Genomic DNA, 16667 nt, shown 5'->3' with positions numbered 1-16667 from the left:
CCCACCGCTTTGCCGCCGACCCGCCTTGCGCGGGAACGGGAGAGCCTTGCCTGACGCTCGGAGCCCTGACGTGACCTCCTCCCTCGCCTCCTTCGCCTTCTGGCTCACCGCCCCGGTGTTCCCGCACATCGAGATCGCGCGGGATGCCGGCTTCACCGCCGTGGTGCTCGACATCGAGCACGGCACCTTCAACCTCGACGACCTCGACCGGGTGATCCCGTTCTGCCGGGCGCTGGGCATCAAGGTCTACGCCAAAGTGCTCGGCCCGCTCACCGAGCCGATCCAGCAGGCGCTCGATTTCGGCGCCGATGCGGTCATCATTCCCCACATCGGCAGCGTGGACCATGCGCGGCAGGTGACGGGCGCCGCCAAATATCCCCCGCTCGGGGTGCGCTCCTACGCCGGTGGCCGCACGGTGATGTACGGCCCCGCCTCGCCCACCTACGCTTCGGACGAGAACGCCCGGGTCAAGTGCTGGCCGATGATCGAGAGCCGGGAATCCCTCGCCGACGTGGAGGCCATCGCGGCCCTGCCAACGGTGGACGGCCTGTTCGCCGGCCCCACCGACCTCGCGATGGCCGCGGGCAACGAGCGCTACACCTTCTCCGACGCCGACAAGGCCGACATCGCCCGCATCGCCGCTGCCGCGAAGGCGGCCGGCAAGCCCTGGGTGATGCCCTGCTGGACCCAGCCGGAGCGCGCCTTCGCCAAGGCGCACGACGTGTCCGTCACCGTGGTGGGCGCGCAGTTCTACATGGTGCGCGCCGCCTTCGCGTCCCTGGTGGATGGCCTCTCCGCCGAAGGCCTCATCTGACCCGCCCCTTCATCAAGACATCGAGTGACCCCATGAGCACCCCTTCCATCCGTATCGCCGTGGACATCGGCGGCACCTTCACCGACATCGAGATCCTCGACGGGCGCACCGGCGAGATCCACCAGATGAAGACGCCGAGCACGCCGTCCGATCCGTCCATCGGCCTGCTCACCGGCATCAAGCAGGCAAGCCAGCGCTTCGGCTTCTCCCTGGATGAGGTGCAATACCTGCTGCACGGCACCACCATCGCCACCAATGCGGTGCTGGAGCGCAAGCTCCCCCTCGGCGCGGTGGTGACCACCGCCGGCTTCGAGGACGTGATGCAGATCGGCCGCCACGGCCGCACCGATGTCTATGCCATCACCGCCTCGCCCCAGCCGGCGCTGGTGAAGCGCCGCTTCTGCTACGGCCTCAACGAGCGCATCGGCGCCGACGGCCGCATCATCACCGCCCTCGACCCGGCCGAGGTGAAGGCGCTGGCCGGCCAGCTGAACCAGGCCGGCGTGAAGTCGGTCGCCGTCTGCTTCCTCAACGCCTATGCCAATCCCGTCCACGAGCAGCAGGCCGGCGCTATCCTGCGCGACCTCCTGCCGGGCATCGAGATTTCGCTCTCCTCCGACATCTCCCCCGAGCTGCGCGAATACGAGCGCATGTCCACCACCACGCTGAACGCGCTGCTGGTGCCGGTGGTGAAGACCTACACCGATCGCCTCGCCGGCAAGCTGAAGGAAGAGGTGCCGCAGACGCAGGTCTATCTCGTCCAGTCCAACGGCGGCGTGGCGGGCCTTGCGAAGGCCGGACGCGAGCCGGCGCGGCTGCTGCTGTCCGGCCCCTCCGGCGGCGCGGCCGCGGCCAAGCGCCTGTCGGTGGCGCTCGACGAACCGAACCTCGTCGCCGTGGACATGGGCGGCACCAGCTTCGACGTGTCCGTGGTCCACGAGGGCAACGTCTCCATGGTCAATGAAGGCGAAGTGGACGGCCTGCCCGTGCGCCTGCCCATGATCGAGATGCGCACTATCGGCGCCGGCGGCGGCTCCATCGCCTGGGTGGATGACGGCGGACGCCTGCGCATCGGACCCCACAGCGCGGGCGCCGAGCCCGGCCCGGCCTGCTACGGGCGCGGCGGGAAGCGCCTCACCGTCACCGACGCCAACCTGCTGCTCGGCCGGCTCGACGGATCGAGCTTCATGGGCGGCGGCATGGGCCTTGATCGCGCCGCAGCCGCGCGGGCGGCGGACGAGGTGTCCGGCAAGCTGAAGCTCTCGGCCGAGGAGACGGCGGCGGGCGTCATCGCCGTCACCAATTCCAGCCTCGCCACCGCCATCCGCCTGTCCCTGTTCGAGAAGGGCATGGACCCGGAGGATTTCGCCCTTCTCTCCTTCGGCGGCGCCGGTGGCGTCCATGCCTGCGAGGTGGCCGAGGAGCTGGGCATGAACAAGGTGATCTTCCCTGCCCACGCCTCCACCCTGTCGGCCTGGGGCATCCTGTGGTCGGACATCACCCACGACCTCTCTTCCACCCAGATCGGGCTTCTGGCGGACCTCGGCGACAGCCTCGCCCAGCGCGCCGTCCAGCTGGCGCAGGATGGCGACCGGCTCTTGGCGGAAGATGGCGTCGCAGCCGGAAATCGCGGCTTCGAATGGGCGCTGGACCTGCGCTACCAGGGCCAGGCTTTCGACCTGCGCGTGCCGCTGGACGAGGCCGACTTCTCCGCGCAGGGAATCGCCCGCGCCGCCGCCGCCTTCCACGCGCTGCACCGCCAGCGCTTCTCCTATGACGAGCCCGCCGTGCCGGTGGAGGTGGTGGCGCTGCGCCTGTCCGCCATCGGCCGACTCGCCAAGCCCACGCCGGCTCCGGCCGTGGCGGGCGTCGCCGCCGCAGACAAGTCCCGCTCCGTCTATGGCCGGGGCGGGTTCGTGGACACCCGCGTGGTGGCCCGCGAGGCGGTGACCGCCGAGAGCATCGCCGGCCCCGCCGTGGTGGAGGAGGTCTACACCGCCACCTACTTGCCCGCCGGCTGGACCATCCGCTCCCATGCCACCGGCGCGCTCGTGGCCGAGCGCACCCAGCGCCACTGACACCTTGAGGACCTTCACGTCATGACACCCATCGATCCCGTCCGCCTCGAGGTGATCCGCAATGCGCTGGTCGCCGCCTCCGAGGAAATGAGCCTCACCATCTGGCGCACCAGCCGCTCCACCGTGGTGCGCGAGATCCTCGATTTCTCCACCGCCGTGTTCGATGCCGAGGGCCGCAACATCGCCCAGTCGGCCCGCATCCCGGTGCATCTGAATTCCATGTCCGACTGCCTGAAGCGGATTCTGGAGGCCCACATTCCGCTGGAGGCCTGGTCCGAGGGCGACGTCATCGTCACCAACGATCCCTATGCCGGCGGACAGCATCTGCCGGATATCCAGACCTTCCGCCCGGTGTTCGTGGACGGCAAGCGCGTCGCCATCGTCGGCACGCTCTGCCACCATGTGGACGTGGGCGGCGGCGCGGCCGGCTCCTACTACGCGGCGGCCACCGAAATCTTCCACGAAGGCATCCGCATTCCCCCGCTGCGCCTCGTGGAGAAGGGCACGCTCAACACCGGCGTGTTCGAGATGCTGCTCTACAATGTGCGCCAGGCGGAGGAGACGCGCGGCGACCTCAATGCCCAGATCGCGGCGCTGGGCATCGGCGCCAAGGCGGTGGCACGCATCGCCCTAAAATATGGCAGCGAGACGCTCTCCGCCGCCATGTCCGCCATCCTCGATGGCTCCGAGCGCATGATGCGCGCGGCCATCGCCGCGCTGCCGGACGGCACCGCCTCCTTCGTGGAGACGGTGGACGATGACGGTCAGTCGGAGGAGCCCATTCGCCTTGAGGTGACGATCACCAAGGCGGGGGAGTCCATCACCCTCGATTTCGCCGGCTCCAGCCCGCAGGTGCGCGGCCCGGTGAACAACACGCCGGCCATGACCTGCTCGGCGGTCTATTACGCGCTGCTCGCCGCCCTGGGCTCGGACATCCCCGCCAATTCCGGCTGCTACCGGCCGGTGAGTGTCGTCCTGCCCGAAGGCAGCGTGGTGAACGCGCAATTCCCCGCCCCCGTCGCCGGGCGCATGGTGGTGAACCACCGCATCGCCACCGCCGTGTTCGGGGCCCTCGCCCAGATCGCGCCGGAGCGCATTCCGGCGGCCTATTACGCCATCTCCTACGTCTATGCGGTCTCGCTGGTACGGCCGAATGCCAAGCGGCAGGTCTATTTCGACATCGAGGTGGGCGGCTGGGGCGGCCATGCGGGCGGAGATGGCGCGAGCGCTTTGTCCTGCGGGCTCCACAACAACACCAACGCGCCCATCGAGATGGTGGAGGCGAAGTATCCCGTGGTCTTCACCCGCTACGGCCTCCTGCCGGACAGCGGCGGCGCGGGCGAGAACCGCGGCGGGCTCGGCCTCGTGCGCGAGTTCCGGCTTGAGGCGCCGGAGGGCTCCCTCTCCACCAATTTCGAACGCTTCCGCTTCCCGCCCTACGGCATCAAGGGCGGAAAGCCCGGCTCCCTCTCCTCCACCACCGTCACGCGGGCGGACGGCTCAGCCGTGAGCCTCAATTCCAAGGTCTCGGGCATTCCGCTGCAGGCCGGCGACACGGTGACCATCAAGACCTCCGGCGGTGGCGGCTTCGGCAACCCGGCGGACCGCGATCCGGCGCGCCTCGCCGAGGACATCGCCGAAGGCCTCGTGACGGAGGAAGCCGCCCGCACCCTGTATGGCTACGCCAGCGAGGCGGAAAAGGGAGAGGCGGCGTGAGCGCCAAACCTTCCGTGCCCATCGCCAGCCTCAGCCTCAAGCAGGTGGAGGATCTGACCTTCCGGGCGCTGATCGCCTGCGGCGTCAGCCCGGCCAACGCCCTCTCGGTCACCGCGTCGGTGGTGGCCGCAGAGGCCGAGGGCGTGCACAGCCACGGCCTTGCGCGCCTGCCCACCTACTGCGCCCATGCCAAGGTCAAGAAGATCGATGGCCATGCCGCGCCGGACCTGACCCGCCCGCGGCCCGGCCTCGTGCGTGTGGATGCACAAGACGGCTTCGCCCATCCCGCCATCGATCTCGGGCTCCCGGCCTTGGTCGCGGCCGCGAAGGCGCAGGGCATCGCGGCGCTGGCGGTGACCAACTCCTACAATTGCGGTGTCGTGGGCTACCATGTGGAGCGCATCGCCAGGGCCGGCCTGATGGCGCTGGGCTTCGTGAATGCCCCGGCCTCCATCGCCCCGGTGGGCGGCACGCGGCCGGTGTTCGGCACCAATCCCGTCGCCTTCGCGGTGCCCCGCGCCGGTGAAGACCCGCTGGTGCTCGACCAGTCCTCCAGCGTCATCGCCAAGAGCGAGATCGTGGTGCACCAGCAGCGGGGCCAGACGATCCCCCTCGGCTGGGCGCTCGACCGCAACGGCCAGCCCACGGACGATCCCGCCGCCGCTCTCGACGGGGGCACCATGGTGCCCTCCGGCGGTCACAAGGGCGCGGGGCTGGCGCTGATCGTGGAGCTGTTCGCGGCCTGGATCACGGGGGCGAACCTCTCCATCGACGCCTCCTCCTTCGCCGACAATGCCGGCGGCTCGCCGCGCACCGGGCAGTTCTTCATCGCGGTGGATCCCGGCCCGCTGGCCGGGCCCGACGCGGCGGCGCGGCTGGCGCACCTGTTCGCGGCCATCGTGGAGCAGGAGGGCGCGCGCCTCCCCGGGACCCGCCGCGCCGCGGCCCGCCGGCTGACGGCGGAAGCGGGGGTGAGCATTCCGGCGGCCTTGAAAGACCGGCTCGACGCCATCGCGGCCGGAGCCTGAGGGAAGAGCGTGTGGGCGCGCGTCATTGCCCCGCCCACACGCGCAAGGACGTCGAGGGTGCCTCAGGCCGCCTCGACCACCATGGCGATGCCCTGCCCGCCGCCGATGCACATGGTGACAAGCCCGTACTTGCCGCCGATGCGCTTGAGCTCATGGAGGATCTTGACGGTCAGGATGGCCCCGGTCGCCCCCACGGGATGGCCGAGTGCGATCGCCCCGCCATTGGGATTGACCTTGGCCGGGTCGAAACCGAGCGCCGCTCCGACCGCGCAGGACTGAGCGGCGAAAGCCTCGTTGGACTCGATCACGTCGAGGTCGTCCACGCCAATGCCCGCGCGGGCGAGGGCTGTGCGCACGGCCGGCACCGGGCCCATACCCATTTCCGCGGGATCGACGCCCGCGAGCCCCCAGGAGACGAGGCGCGCCAGCGGCGTCAGGCCGCGCTTGGCGACCGCCTCCCGCGAGGCGAGGACGACTGCGCCCGCGCCGTCATTGATGCCCGATGAATTGCCGGCGGTGACGGTTCCGCCCTTGGCGAAGACCGGGCGCAGCCGCGCGAAATCCTCAAGGCTCGCCTCGCGCCGGACATGCTCATCCGTGTCGAAAATGACGGTGCCCTTCCGGCCGGAGAGCTCGAAGGGGGCGATCTCGTCCTTGAAGTATCCCGCCGAGATGGCGTGCGCGGCCCGCCGGTGGCTTTCGAGCGCAGCGGCGTCCTGGGCCTCCCGGCTGACATCGTAGCGCTGCGACACGGTCTCCGCGGTCACGCCCATGTGGCCGTGGCCGAACGGATCGGTCAGCACACCCACCATCATGTCCGCTGCCTGCGCATTGCCCATGCGCTGCCCCCAGCGGGCGCCGGGCAGCAGGTAGCCGGCACGGCTCATGCTCTCGGTACCGCCCGCGAGCGCGGTCTCCGCATCGCCAAGCATGATCCCATGGGCGGCGGTGAGGATCGCCTGGAGGCCGGAGCCGCACAGACGGTTCACCGTGAGCGCCGGCGCCTCCTTCGGCACGCCCGCCTCCATGGCCACGACGCGGGAGATGTACATGTCGCGCGGCTCGCCATGGATGACATTGCCGACCACGCTCTGACCGATCTCCTCGGCCGCAAGGCCGGACCGGGAGATGGCGGCGCGGGCCGCGTGCGCGCCGAGCGTCGTTGCCGGCACGTCCTTCAGACTTCCCCCGAAATCGCCGATGGCCGTACGCGCTGCTGAAACGAAAAAGACTTCGGCGCCACTCATGGGAACGTCCTTCGGTGTGCGGTCATTCGATACGGAATCGAAATATCAGCGAATTGGAAGCCGGCCTACAATGACGACAGAGCGCCATACTGGCGATGCCGCCGCCCTGCGGTGAGCGGCGAGACGTGCCCGGGGTTCAGCCCTGCCGCCATGCCCGCTCGGCCTCGTCCCAGGCCGCGAGCGGCTGGAGATCGGGCACCCAGGCGAGGCCCGACTTGCCATCGGAGGACACCGCGTCCGACGTGACGACCACATCCAGCAGCGCCGGCCGGTTGGCCAGCGCGCGGGCGATGGCGGGGGCTAGGTCCTCTTCGCGCTCCACGCGCTCGGCATGCATGCCGAAGGCCCGCGCCATCATGGCATGATCGGAATGCTGGAGGCGCGTGCCCACCACCTTGCCATGGGTCTCCTCCTGGTCATGAACCTCGATCTGCCACGCCCCGTTATTGGCGACGACAATGAGCACCGGCGCCTTGTGGCGCACCGCCGTGTCGATCTCGATGGCATTGAAGCCGAAGGCGCCATCGCCGGTGGCCACCAGCACCGGCTTGTCGGGATATTCGAGGCTGGCGGCGATGCCGTAGGGCACCCCCACGCCGATGCAGCCGAACGGCCCGGGATCGAGCATCGCATCGGCGCTGAGGCCGACGCGCCCGAAGGCGAGGAAATCGCCGCCGTCATTGATGACCACCGCATCACGGCCGACCGCGTCCTGCAAGGCGGCGAGCAGGCGATTGGGGTGGAGCCGGCCGTCAGCGCCGGCGGGGGCGGCAGCCATGGACTGGCGCAGCTTCGCCGCACGCGCCCGGTGCCCGTCGCGCAGCTTGCCCGCCCAGTCCGGATCGATGGCGGACGCGCGATTGCCGGCGGCCTCGACCATGGCGCCGAGGGTCGCCGCCACGTCCGCGACGATCTCCACCGCCCCGCGCCGGTTGTCGCGCACCTCGGCGGCGGCATCGCTGATGCGCACGAACTGCGCGGCACCGAACACGGCGGGCGAACCGAAGCCGAGCTGGAAATCAAGCTTGCGCCCCACGGTCAGCACCACGTCCGCATCGCCCATGGCCGCGCCGCGCATGGCGCCGACCACGGCGGGGTGGTCATCGGGGATTACGCCGCGGCTCTCGCCGGTGTCGAGATAGATGGCGCCGAGCCGATCGAGGAATGCGGAAAGTTCGGGCCCCGCCTGCCGCGCACCGCGGCCGGAGATGACGAGAACGCGCCGCGCGCTCCACAGGAGATCCACCGCCCCGGCGACACGGTCCGGGTCAGGCAGCGCGCGCACGCGCGGCTTGGCGGTCATATGCTCCGCCATCTGGAGCGCCTCGGGGACAGGAGCGCGCAGGGTGTCCACCGGGAAATCGATGAAGGCCGGCCCGGGCACGACGCCTTCGCCCAGCGCACACGAGATCGCCTCGTCCAGCTCGGCAAGCGCCAGGGAGGGCTCGCGCACGGTGCGGGCATAACGGGTGATGGGGCGCAGCAGCTGGCTCTGGTCCATGTCCTGAAGGCCGCCGCGGTTCTCCTGCGGACGGGGCGAGGCGCCGGACAGGATCAGGACCGGCGCCCGCGAGACATTGGCATTGGCGATGCCGGTGATGGCATTGGTCACGCCCGGCCCGGCCGTCACAAGGGCGACGCCGAGGTCGCCCGTCAGCTCCGCGTGTGCCTGCGCCATATGCACCGCCGCACGCTCGTCGCGGACATCGATGATGGCGATGCCCTCGGCGTCGAGACGCATCCACAGCGGCATGATGTGCCCGCCGCACAGGGCAAACACGCGCTTCACGCCGCGTTGCTTCAACACCTTAGCCACCATGGCGGCGACGCTGTCGGCAGAGACCTTCATGGACGTTCTCCCTGGCGCCTGCGCAGCAGCGCGGCGCTGTTCTGATGCGGCGAACCTTGGGGGTCAGACCTTCTCGCGGGCGAAGCGGGTCTTCAGCTCGCGATAGAGGATCTTGCCGGTGGCGTTGCGGGGAATGTCCTCGTGACGGACAAAATCGAAGGAGCGCGGGCGCTTGTAGCCGGCGAGCCCATCCTTCGCCCATTCCGCGAGCGCCGCCTCGGAGAGCGAGGCGCCGTTCTCGGTGACGATGACGGCGTGGACGCGCTCGCCCCATTTGCCGTCCGGCACGCCGATGACCGCCACGTCGCGCACCTGTGGATGAGCCGCGAGCACCTGCTCCACCTCGGAGGGATAGACGTTCTCCCCGCCGGAGATGATCATGTTGCTCTTGCGGTCGACGAGATGGATGTATCCGTCCGCATCTCGCCGCGCCATGTCGCCCACAGAGCAATAGTCGCCGCGGAAGGCCTCGCGGGTCTTTTCCGGCAGCCGCCAGTAGCCGTCGAAGGTGTAGGGCGTGCGCGAGAAGAGTTCGCCGACGCTGCCGTCCGGCACCTCGTTGCCGTCCTCGTCCAGGAGGCGGATCGGCGCCGAGCCGATGCATTCGCGCCCCACCGAGCCGAGCTTGGAGAACTGCTCATGGGGATGCAGGAAAGTCACCCAGCCGGTCTCTGTCGCGCCGTAAAGCTCGAACAGGCCGGAATTGGGAAACATCTCCATCACCGCGCGCTTGGTGTCCGGCCGCGCGGGGGCTGACGAGACCATGAGCTTGGTCACCGAGCCGAGGTCGTAGCGCGCCCGCTCGGCACCGGACAAGCCGAGCATCAGCACGTAATGGGTGGGCACCAGCGACGTGAAACTCGCGCCGCTTTCCGCCAAGGTGCGTACGCAATGCTCGGGATCGAAGTTCGCTCGCGAGTAGATGTTGATTGTGCCGCCGCAATAGGCGAAGGCGCCGAAGAAATAGAGCGAGTTGGCATGGCACATGGGCATCACCAGCAGGGCGCCGTCCTTGCGGTGGATGCCCAGCTCGATCTCGGTGGTGAGCGCGAGCAGCGCGCTGCCGCGATGGCTGCGGATGGCCCCCTTCGGGTTGCCGGTGGTGCCGGACGTGTACATGAGCGTCCAGGGATCATGCTCCAGCACCACCTGCCCGGGTTCGCGCGCCGAGGCGGCGGCGAGCAGCGCCTCGTAGTCGCGAAAGCCCGCAGGTGCCGGCCGAGAGCCGAAATGAATGATGCGTTCGTCGCCGATGGGCAGGTCGGCGCGCACCTCTTCCACCACGCCCGCCAGCGCATCCTGCACGATGAGGGCGGCGACGTCGGCATTCTCGGCGATGAAGCGCACTTCCCGTCCGGTGAGGCGGAAGTTGATGGGCACCGCCACCAGGCCGGCCTTGGCCGTGGCGGCGTAGATCTCCACCCACTCGATGCAGTTGTAGGCGAGCACCGCGACCCGGTCGCCCTTGACGAGGCCGAGCCCGAGCAGGGCGTTGGCGAGGCGGCACGCCCGCACATTCCACAGCGCGAAGCTCATCTCCCGCTCCAGGTCGCGGGCACCGATCCGCTCGGGAGATAGGCGCGCGTGGGCGGCGAGCATCTGCCCGAAATTCAGCACGTCAGTCATGATGCGATCTCCGAATGCGGCGCTCGGGGCCGCGCGATCAACGGATGAAGCCGGTTGAGATCCACGGCACGGCGGCGACGATGAGCGTGCCGATGAAGAGCGCCGCGATGTACCCGATCATGGGCCGCATGCCCTCGTCCGGCCGGATGCGGCTGATGGCGGAGGCCGCGTAGTAGCCGACGCCGAACGGCGGGGCGAAGAGGCCAATGCCCATGGCGAGGATCACCACCATGGAATAGTGCACCTCGTTCACCCCCACCTGCCGGGCGATGGGAAACAGGAGCGGCCCGAAGAGCACGATGGCCGGAATGCCTTCCAGCAGGCTGCCGAGCACGATGAAGGCGACGAGGGACACCAACATGAAGCCCACGGCACCGCCCGGCAGGCTCGTCATCATGTGGGCCAGCGCAGCGGAGAAGCCGGACTGGGTGAGCGCCCAGGCCATGGCCGTGGCGGCGCCGATGATGAGGAGGATCGCCCCCGAAAGTGCCGCCGTATCCACCAGCATGGGATAGAGCCGCCGCCAGTCGAACCGGCGATAGATGAGGAGCCCGGCCAGCAGCGCGTAGGCGATGCCGATGGTGGACACCTCCGTGGCGGTGGCGACGCCCTCGATCACCGCCGCCCGGATGATGAACGGCAGCGCGATCGCCGGCAGCGCCACCACGAGCGCCTTCGCGATCTCGCCGAAGCTCGCCCGGCGCACGCCGGAGAGGTCATCCTTGCGGCTGCGCAGCCACACCACGCAGCACAGCAGCGCGCCCACCACCAAAGCCGGCATGAGGCCGCCCGCGAACAGCGCAGCGATGGAAACGCCGGTGACCGAGCCGATGGTGATCAGCACCAGGGAGGGCGGAATGGTCTCTGTCTGCGCGCCGGTGGCGGCGAGCAGGGCGAGCAGCTCGCCGCGATCCGCCCCGCGCTTCTCCATCTCGGGCAGCAGCACGGGGGCGATGGCGGCCATGTCCGCGGCCTTGGAGCCGGAGATGCCGGAGACGAGATACATCGCCCCGACCAGCACATATTGCAGTCCGCCGCGCACATGGCCGAGCAGGCTGGCAAGGAAGGCCAGCATGGCCCGCGCCATCCCGGTCATCTCGATGAGCACGCCGAGGAAGACGAACAGCGGCACCGAGAGCAGGACGAAGTGGCTCATGCCCTCGTCCATCCGTCCGATCACCACCGAATGCGGCAGGCGCGTGGTGAGCGCGATGTAGCCGAAGGTGGCCGTGGCGAAGGCAAACGCGATGGGAATGCCGGCCAGAACCATCGCCCCCACCAGTCCCACGAAGAAGATGAGCAGGTTGAGGTTGCCGAGACCGGTGAAGGAGGGGCGCAAAGCGGCGAAGACCGCCGCCGCCACCACCACGAGCGCCACGGCGGCGAGCGTCACCCGCCAATCCGTCCGTTCGATGAGGCGCAGCACCGCCAGAACCAGCATGAGCGCGAAGCCCACGGGCAGCGCCGCCACGCGCCAGCCGGCGGAGATGTCGAGGGCGGGGGTCGAGACGATGATCTCGTCCACCGCGAACTCGTAGGCCGCGCCGAGGGCCAGCGAGAGGAAGAGCAGCGGAACCGCGATGGCCAGCGCATCGAAGAAGCCACGGAACGGCTGGCGCAGGCCGCCCACGAAGGCGCTCATCCTCATATGCTCGCCGCGCTCGAACGCGACGACGGCCCCGAGCATGGCGAGCCACAGGAACAGGATGCTCGCCAGCTCGTCCGACCAGATCAGCGGCGCGTGGAACACGTAGCGCGCAAGAACGCCGGCGAACAGCACGAGAATTTCGGCCACGACGAGGACCGCCACGGCGGCCCCCGTCACGTTGCGGATCAAGGTGCCGATGCGCGCCGGAATTCCGGTCGCGGCAACGGCCCGTGCGGGGGCGATGCCCATCTCGAGCTGCACGTCGGCCTCCCGTTCAACCGACGGGGCCGGCGAATTTCTGAAGCAGGTTCCAGGCTTCGTCGCCGAACTTGGCGCGGGCATCCTTGTAGAAGGACGTCTTGGCGAGCGCCTGCTGGAAGACTTCGGCATTGGTGGTGTTGAAGACGAGGCCCTTCGCCTCGAGATCGGCCTGCAGGGTCTGGTTGGCCTTCACGATATCCGACCGCTGCTTGATGGCGGCGGCGTTGAAGTGCTTTGCCATCACCTGCTTCAGGTCATCCGGCACACTCTTCCAGACCTTGCCGCTGGCCAGCAGCCAGAAGCCGTCCCACGCATGGTTGGTGAGCGAGCAATACTTCTGCACCTCGAAGAACTTGGCGGTGTAGATGAGCGCCAGCGGGTTTTCCTGCCCATCGGCGATCTTCGTCTGGAGCGCCGAATAGGCTTCGGCGAGCGGGATCGATACCGGCGATGCGCCGAAGGCCGAGAACATGGAGACCCACAGCGGAACCAGCGGCACGCGGATCTTGAATCCGGCGAGGTCGCCCGGCTCCCGGATCGGCCGGGTGGAGCTGGTGATCTGGCGGAAGCCGTTGTCCCACACCTTGTCGAAGCCGACGAGGTTGGCCTTCACGAGGTTGGAGCGGATGAGGTCGCCCACTGCCCCGTCCATGGCCGCCCACACCTTGTCATAGCTGGTGAAGGCGAAGCCCACGCCGGTGAGGGCCGTGATGGGCAGGATGGTGGAGAGCACGGTGCCCGGCATGGTCGCGAGCTCAAGGGCGCCGGAGCGCAGCTGGCTCATCATGTCCGGATCGCTGCCCAGCTGATTGTTGGGGAACAGCGAGATGTCGAGCGCGCCGCCGGTTTCCGCCGAGATGGCGGCGATGGCCTCGCGCAGGCGCACGTTCACGGAATGGCTGTCCGGCAGGTCGTTGCCGAACTTCAGCTTCAGCGGCTCGGGCTTGGCGAACACGGCCGGCGCCGTGAGCGAGACACCGCCCATGGCAGCGCCGCAGGCGGCAGTGAACTGAAGGAACGAGCGTCGATTGAAGGTGGTCATCTGGCGTTTCTCCCGGGGCAGGCGTGCCGGACTGAATGTCCAGTCTGAATTCGAATTCAGAATACGAATTCGAAAATCAAATGCAAGCCCTATCCAGACGCGGCCGGCAGGGGGTATATTTGGGGCTCAGAGAGGGGACAGATGCGCGCGCTTGCCAGCCAGCCCAGCCTTGTCGACCAGGTTGTCGAGGCCATCACCGCGGAGATCGTCCGCGGTGATCTCCCGTCGAATTCGCGCCTGATCCAGGACGAGCTGGCGCGCGCTTATGGCGTGTCGCGCCAGCCGGTCCAGCAGGCGCTGCTTCTGCTGCGCAGTCGGGGGCTGGTGAAGGAGGCGGAAGGCAGGGGCCTGATCGTCGCGCCGCTCGACGTGGACTTCATCCGCAACCTCTACCAGATCCGCGCCGCCATCGAAGGGCTCGCCGCAAGCCTCGCCGCGCGCAACGGCAGCGCCCGGGCGAAAGCGGAAGGCACACGCTTCATCGAGATGGGACTTGAGTCGGTGAAGAGCGGCTCGCTCGACAAACAGATCGAGGCGGACATCGCCTTCCACGCCTTTCTCGGCGAGATATCCGGCAATCCGCTCCTCAATGAGACGACGTCACCCCACTGGCCGGCGCTGCGCCGCGTGATGGGCGAAGTGCTGAGAGAGGACGTGGGCATGCCCAGCAACATCTGGGATGAGCACTCCGCCATCATGGCCGCGGTCGTCGCGGGAGACGGGGAGAAGGCCGAGCGGCTCGGCCGCGACCACATCCTGCGCGCGGCGGACGTGTTCGTCGCGCGGCTGAAAGCCCAGCAGAAGCAGCAAAGCCGTGCCTCGACCAGCCGTCGCATCCGCCTCAATCCGCGCGCGGGCGCGGCCGACTGAGCCGTCCCCGCGAGACGGGTCGGGCGTCAGGTCTGTGCTACGGCGCAAGCGCGCTCAGCGCGTCTTGCCCGCGCGATAGGACGCAATGCGCTCCCGCAGCCCCGGCGCCGCCAACGAGCGGACGAGGTCGGCGAGGTCGGCATCGCCGGTGTCAGGTCCGGTCAGGCCGAGAATGCGGGCGGTGGCCGGCGGCGTCAGTCCGCTCTGCGCGGCGAGGATGAGTTCCGCGCTCGGCAGCAGGTCGTCCTCTTCGACCAGGTGCGTGAGAAGACCGATCGCCAGCGCCTCCTCGGCGCCGACGGTCGCGTCTGCCAGCAGGATGGCGCGGGCGCGATCCGTTCCGACGATGGCTGCAAGTCGCCGCGTGCCCAGCGCCACGCCGAAGCGGAAGCCGGGAAAGCGGAAGCGCGCCCGGCGAGTGCCGATCCTGTAGGTGCAGGCCACGGCGAGGTCTGCACCCGCCCCGATGGCCGCCCCTGCGATGAGGGCGAAGGATGGCACGGGTGCGCGGCTCACGGACTGCAGCAGCAGTTCGAGCCGCACGAAGCGCAGCAGCAAGTCGCCTTCGCTCTGCTGCTCGAAGCCGGCGAGATCGAAGCCGCCGCAGAACACCCCGCCGCCCGCCAGCGCGAACGGCCGCCCTTCCTCCGTAGCCTGCTGGACGAACGCGCTCAGGCCGGCCACCAGCGCCGGGTCGAGGGCATTGGCCTGCTCGGGACGCGCCAGCGTGGCGATCCTGAGCACTCCGGCCTCGCTGAGGTCGATCACTGCGCTGCTTTCAGGGGTCGCGCGGTCCATTCCTCGAACACCTCGTCATTGTGCTCGCCAAGCAAAGGCGGCCGCCGGCTGATCTCGAACGCGAAGTCCGACAGTCCCACCGGAAAGCCCACGGTGTCGGCCACCGCACCATTGGGCATGGCGATGGGCAGCACCCAGCCCCTGTCCTGCACATGTGGATCGGACAGGATCTCGGCGAAGTCGTTGATGGGTGCACAGGGCACGCCCTGCGCGTCGAACGCCGCCAGCCATTCCGCCGCCGTCCGGGTGGCGAAGATGGGCTGGAGGATCGCCGCCAGCTCCTGCTGGTTGCGCGCCCGCAGGGACTGGGTGGCAAAGCGCGGGTCATCGGCGAGATCGGGCCGCCCGACGATGTCGCAGGTGTCGCGCCAGAGCTTGTCATTGCCAGCGGCAATGGTGAACGGCTTGTCCGATGCGTCGAACCCGGCATAGGGCGCGTTGCGCGGGTGAGCCGAGCCGAGCCGGCGCGGCGGCACGCCCGTGCCGAAATATTCGCTCGTCTGCAGCGCGGATATGCCCAGCAACGCCCCCAGGATGGAGCAGTCCACATAGGCGCCCCGCCCCGTCTCGCGCGCCCGCATCACCGCGGCGAGCGTGACGAAGGCAGCGTAGAGGCCGGTGGCGAAATCTCCCACCGGAACCCCGCACTTCACGGGCGGGCCGTCCGGCTCGCCGGTCACGCTCATCACCCCGCTCATGGCCTGCACGGTGACGTCGAACGCCCCTTTCTGGGCATAGGGACCGGACTGGCCGTAGCCGGTGATGGAGCAATAGACCAGGCGCGGGTTGCGCGCCTGGAGCTGCTGATAGCCGAGCCCAGCCCGGACGAGGGCGCCCGGGCGGAAGTTCTCGATGAAGACATCGGCAGATTCGATCAACGTAAGCAGCCGGTCGCGGTCCGCCGGCGATTTGATGTCGAGGGCGATGGACCTCTTGTTGCGGTTGAGCGAGGTGAAATTGCCGCTGAAGACCCCCTCCCCCGCCTCAGGCCCGTCATGAAGCGGCGGCCAGCCGCGCATGCCGTCGCCACCATCGGGACGCTCCACCTTCACCACATCCGCGCCGAGATCGGCCAGGAGGCTGCCGGTGAAGGGGCCGGCGGCGATCTGCGCGAACTCCAGGACGCGCAGTCCGGCCAGCGGCTTGGGGGTGCTGGAAGAGGTGCTCATGCGACCTTCCTCTCGACTTCCAGCGCCGTGTAGCCGCCGCGGTGATAGAGCAGCGGCTCGCCCCCGAACACATGGGTGCGCTGCACTTCGCCGATGACGATCATGTGGTCGCCGACCGTGCAGATTTCCGACAGCCGGCATTCAGCGGCGGCCAGGACACCACCGATGAGCGGGCTTCCGCTCTCGCCGACGACGTGTTCGACGCCCGCGAACTTGTCCTCCTGCTTGGAGGCGAAGACGCGGGAGATCTCCGACTGGCTGCGATCAAGGAAATGCACCGCGAAGTGGCCGCTCTCCTTGAGCGCCTTGAGCGTGTTCGACCGATGATCGAGACAGATCAGGTAGAGCGGCGGGTCGAGGGACAGCGAGGTCACCGCATTGAGCGTGAGGCCGTGAAGGGCACCGTCGGGATGGGCGGTGGTGACCACCGCAACGCCGGTCGCGAAATGACCGGCGAAGGCACGCAGTTCGTTGGCGGAGACGGCTGAGGGGGCAGACTTGGTCTCGGACATGGCTGGAAA

Annotated in this window: 13 protein-coding genes; 5 read left to right on the top strand and 8 right to left on the bottom strand. The window is 69.0% G+C overall.

Annotation, left to right across the window (positions count from 1 at the left end; genetic code table 11):
- Positions 1-70 precede the first annotated feature (70 nt).
- Genes D7006_RS08325 through D7006_RS08310 form a run of 4 tightly spaced genes read left to right on the top strand, consistent with a single transcriptional unit; the run spans position 71 to position 5636 of the window.
- Complete coding sequence (locus D7006_RS08325; RefSeq protein ID WP_237356264.1) at positions 71-814, top strand: aldolase/citrate lyase family protein; 744 nt, start codon at positions 71-73, stop codon at positions 812-814.
- Between the two features lie 32 nt (positions 815-846).
- Positions 847-2892 carry a hydantoinase/oxoprolinase family protein gene (locus D7006_RS08320; protein ID WP_237356263.1) on the top strand — a complete coding sequence of 682 codons (2046 nt, stop codon included), beginning with the start codon at positions 847-849 and terminating at the stop codon, positions 2890-2892.
- Between the two features lie 21 nt (positions 2893-2913).
- Positions 2914-4608: a hydantoinase B/oxoprolinase family protein gene (locus D7006_RS08315; protein WP_237356262.1), complete on the top strand. Its 1695-nt coding sequence runs from the start codon at positions 2914-2916 to the stop codon at positions 4606-4608.
- Positions 4605-5636, top strand: coding sequence for an Ldh family oxidoreductase (locus D7006_RS08310; RefSeq protein WP_237356261.1), 1032 nt, complete (start codon positions 4605-4607; stop codon positions 5634-5636). The genes D7006_RS08315 and D7006_RS08310 overlap by 4 nt, the downstream gene beginning before the upstream one ends.
- Before the next feature lie 62 nt (positions 5637-5698).
- Here the strand turns inward: D7006_RS08310 and bktB are convergent, their stop codons facing one another.
- The 5 genes from bktB to D7006_RS08285 form a co-directional block, all read right to left on the bottom strand.
- Positions 5699-6883 carry a beta-ketothiolase BktB gene (bktB, locus tag D7006_RS08305; RefSeq protein ID WP_237356260.1) on the bottom strand — a complete coding sequence of 395 codons (1185 nt, stop codon included), beginning with the start codon at positions 6881-6883 and terminating at the stop codon, positions 5699-5701.
- A 136-nt stretch (positions 6884-7019) separates the two neighbouring features.
- Positions 7020-8732: a thiamine pyrophosphate-binding protein gene (locus D7006_RS08300; RefSeq protein ID WP_237356259.1), complete on the bottom strand. Its 1713-nt coding sequence runs from the start codon at positions 8730-8732 to the stop codon at positions 7020-7022.
- Between the two features lie 63 nt (positions 8733-8795).
- Positions 8796-10358, bottom strand: a complete 1563-nt coding sequence (locus tag D7006_RS08295; RefSeq protein WP_237356258.1) for a class I adenylate-forming enzyme family protein — start codon at positions 10356-10358, stop codon at positions 8796-8798.
- A 37-nt stretch (positions 10359-10395) separates the two neighbouring features.
- Positions 10396-12255: a TRAP transporter large permease subunit gene (locus D7006_RS08290; protein WP_371745106.1), complete on the bottom strand. Its 1860-nt coding sequence runs from the start codon at positions 12253-12255 to the stop codon at positions 10396-10398.
- Positions 12256-12280: 25 nt separating this feature from the next.
- The gene (locus D7006_RS08285) at positions 12281-13309 is read right to left on the bottom strand and encodes a TRAP transporter substrate-binding protein (RefSeq protein ID WP_237356256.1); all 1029 of its coding nucleotides are present in this window, start codon (positions 13307-13309) and stop codon (positions 12281-12283) included.
- 141 nt (positions 13310-13450) lie between these two features.
- Here D7006_RS08285 and D7006_RS08280 point away from each other — a divergent pair, with 141 nt between their 5' ends.
- Entirely contained in the window at positions 13451-14179 is a 729-nt protein-coding gene (locus D7006_RS08280; RefSeq protein WP_237356255.1) for a GntR family transcriptional regulator, read from the top strand.
- Between the two features lie 54 nt (positions 14180-14233).
- Here D7006_RS08280 and D7006_RS08275 read toward each other — a convergent pair whose 3' ends face one another.
- The 3 genes from D7006_RS08275 to D7006_RS08265 are packed head-to-tail and all read right to left on the bottom strand — an operon-like array spanning position 14234 to position 16658.
- Positions 14234-14977 (bottom strand): enoyl-CoA hydratase/isomerase family protein, encoded by a 744-nt coding sequence (locus D7006_RS08275; protein ID WP_237356254.1) that lies wholly within the window; start codon positions 14975-14977, stop codon positions 14234-14236.
- Positions 14944-16146 carry a CaiB/BaiF CoA-transferase family protein gene (locus D7006_RS08270; protein ID WP_237356253.1) on the bottom strand — a complete coding sequence of 401 codons (1203 nt, stop codon included), beginning with the start codon at positions 16144-16146 and terminating at the stop codon, positions 14944-14946. The genes D7006_RS08275 and D7006_RS08270 overlap by 34 nt, the downstream gene beginning before the upstream one ends.
- The gene (locus tag D7006_RS08265; RefSeq protein WP_237356252.1) at positions 16143-16658 is read right to left on the bottom strand and encodes a flavin reductase family protein; all 516 of its coding nucleotides are present in this window, start codon (positions 16656-16658) and stop codon (positions 16143-16145) included. Before D7006_RS08265 ends, D7006_RS08270 begins: the two co-directional genes overlap by 4 nt.
- Positions 16659-16667 lie beyond the last annotated feature (9 nt).

This window comes from Xanthobacter sp. YC-JY1, assembly GCF_021730305.1.
Lineage (GTDB): Bacteria > Pseudomonadota > Alphaproteobacteria > Rhizobiales > Xanthobacteraceae > Xanthobacter > Xanthobacter flavus.
Note: the sequence above shows the minus strand (reverse complement) of the source record. Positions and strands in the feature narration are given on the sequence as shown.